This is a genomic window from Streptomyces sp. NPDC005791, from assembly GCF_042871485.1.
In the GTDB taxonomy this organism is placed as follows: domain Bacteria; phylum Actinomycetota; class Actinomycetes; order Streptomycetales; family Streptomycetaceae; genus Streptomyces.
The window spans coordinates 1-1,983 of record NZ_JBIAIP010000044.1 but is presented as its reverse complement, the minus strand read 5'-3'; the positions used below and the strand labels follow the sequence as shown (position 1 = coordinate 1,983).

1 protein-coding gene is annotated in these 1,983 nt (G+C 65.8%); it reads left to right on the top strand.

Features of this window, described 5'->3' with window-relative positions:
* Positions 1 to 61 precede the first annotated feature (61 nt).
* A partial coding sequence (locus ACFYSH_RS33920) for an AMP-binding protein (RefSeq protein WP_388757736.1) occupies positions 62 to 1,983 on the top strand: 1,922 nt, incomplete at its 3' end.

The window sequence follows — 1,983 nt, the reverse complement described above, 5'->3', positions numbered from 1 at the left end:
CCTGGCCCAGGCGTACCAGGCACGCTGCGCAGGCCAGGAACCGGACTGGGCTCCACTGCCGGTGCAATACGCCGACTACACCCTGTGGCAGCGCGAACTCCTCGGCGACGAACAGGACCCCCACAGCACCCTCGCCGCCCAGGCACAGTTCTGGCGTACCTATTTGAAGGGTCTGCCGGAGGAGACGGCACTGCCCGTTGACCGGCCCAGGCTCGCCACAGCCAGCCATGCCGGTGCAGGCGTCGCCTTTGCCATGGAACACGAGCTCTACGAGGACCTCGTACGCCTTGCCCAGAACCGCCAGCTCACCGTCTTCATGGTGATCCAGGCCGCATTCTCAGCGCTGCTGAGCCGGTCCGGAGCCGGTGACGATATCCCCCTCGGCACTCCGGTGGCCGGACGGTCCGATACCGTCCTGGACGAGCTCGTCGGCTTCTTCGCCAACATGATCGTGCTGCGCACCGACACGTCCGGCGACCCGACCTTCGCCGAACTACTGGACCGTGTACGGGCTTCCGACCTCGAGGCCTACGCGCACCAGGACATGCCATTCGACCGCGTCGTGGAAGCGGTCAATCCTCAGCGTTCCCAGCCCCGTCATCCCCTGTTCCAGGTTGCGCTGGCCTTCGGCGCAGGCGCCTCCACTGGAGCAGAATTGCAGGGACTGCGCGGACCGGTGGGCGTCGTGCCCACCGCCGTGGCCAAGTTCGACCTTGGCCTGTACCTGAACGAACTGCCGTCCGGGCAGGGGGAGATTCAGAGCATCTCCGGAGTCTTGGAGTATGCGACTGACCTCTTCGACCAGTCCACGGCCGAGGCATTGGTGGACCGGCTGGTCACCGTCTTGCGGCAGGCCGTGCGGAATCCTGAGCGCCGGCTAAGCACCATCGATCTGCTCACTTCCGAAGAGCGTCACCGTCTGCTGGTCGAGTACAACGACACTGCTGCGGACTATCCGGCGGACTCGTGTGTGCATGAGCTCTTTGAGGAGCAGGTTCGGCGGGTTCCGGACGCGGTGGCGGTGGCCTCGGACCAGGGAAGTCTGACGTACGCCGAGCTCAATACGCAGGCTAACCGGCTGGCACACCACCTCATCGGGCTCGGCGTCCCTCCCGGCGGCACAGTAGCGGTGGACGTGGAACGCTCACCTCAGCTGGTCGTGAGCCTTCTCGCCGTGCTCAAGGCAGGCGCCGCCTACGTGCCCCTGGCAGCCGGGCAGCCGTCAGCGCGCGTGCGCCTGATCCTCGAGGAGGCCGGAGCCGTCGCCGTCCTCACTGACAAGGAGACTGCCTCGGACCTCTTCGCGGGATCCAGCAGCGGGGTGCTCGTCGTCGGAGTCGACGCAATGGGCGCAGCAGGACACATATCAGCCGGGGACCCGGCGGCGGACTGCGGCGGCGCCGCAGGACTCGCATACGTCATGTTTACCTCAGGCTCTACTGGCCGGCCAAAGGGTATTGCGACCACGCACCGAAACATCGTTGAACTCGCCCGAGATCGGTCCTGGGAGGGCGGCGAACACGATCGCGTGCTGCTGCACTCGAACTTTGCTTTCGACGCATCGACCTTCGAGCTGTGGGTCCCTCTCTTGTCCGGAAACACTGTCGTTGTGGCTCCATCGGGGTTCGCTGATGTGGCCCAACTGAGTCAGGTGATCTCCGAGCACAAGGTCACAGCAGCCTGGTTGACCGCCTCCCTGTTCGCTCTCTTCGCCGATGAGGCGCCCGAGGTCCTCGCTTCGCTCCGCGAGATCTCCTGCGGTGGCGAAGCCGTCTCGCCCACAGCCGTCCGTCGGGTGATCGCCCTCGGCACCGGAACGGTCGTCTCGAACTCGTACGGCCCCACCGAGACCACGACGTTCGCTCTGCGCCGTCGCATGACGCAGCCCCCGTTGGGTTCGTCGGTGCCGATTGGTGTGCCGTTGGCGAATACGCGGGTGTATGTGCTGGATGAGGGTTTGGGGTTGGTGCCTGCGGGTGTGGT